This is a genomic window from Vibrio sp. 1078-1 (genome assembly GCF_033340475.1).
Window position 1 is genome coordinate 1 of the sequence record NZ_JAWOWM010000405.1, and the last position, 673, is coordinate 673.

Sequence of the window (673 nt, forward strand, 5' to 3'; positions counted from 1 at the left end):
CAGATCTTTGCCTTGTCTGATCTCGTTGAGCGTCGTCACTACTTTGCGTATTCAGACTCCGTTGATTTGCTTAACCAAAGCAGTGAACTTAGTGAGCAGTTAAAAGCGAAGCTGGTTCAGGCTGAGCAAATGCGTACACGCTCTCGTGAAGAGTTGAAACAAGCGCAAGGTCAAATGAACCAATACAACCAAGTATTGGCATCATTGAAAAGCTCGCACCAAGCGAAATTGGAAACCGTTCAAGAGTTCAAACAAGAACTGCAAGAGTTTGGTGTTAACGCCGATGAAGGCGCAGAAGAGCGTGCGATCCGTCGCCGTGATGAGCTGCACGAGCGTCTACACACATCTCGTAGTCGTAAGAGTGAATACGAGCGTACCATCACCTCTACTGAGCTAGAGATGAAAGGTCTGGCGAAACGTCTGAAGAAAGTTCAGAAGGAATACGCAGAGCTGCGTACCTTCGTGGTTGCTGCGAAAGCGGGCTGGTGTTCAGTACTTCGCTTGGCACGTGAAAACGATGTTGAACGTCGTCTTCACAAGCGCGAGTTGGCGTACATGTCTCCCGATGAACAGCGTTCAACGTCGGATAAATCGCTGAGTGCGCTGCGTCTTGCTGTTGCAAACAATTATGACCTACGTGATGCGTTACGGTTGTTTGAAAAGAATGCACGTC

General features: G+C 48.6%; 1 pseudogene. It reads left to right on the forward strand.

Going from position 1 to position 673, the window contains the following annotated elements:
* Positions 1-673, forward strand: a pseudogene (gene mukB, locus R7190_RS27845) (chromosome partition protein MukB); the annotation flags it as partial.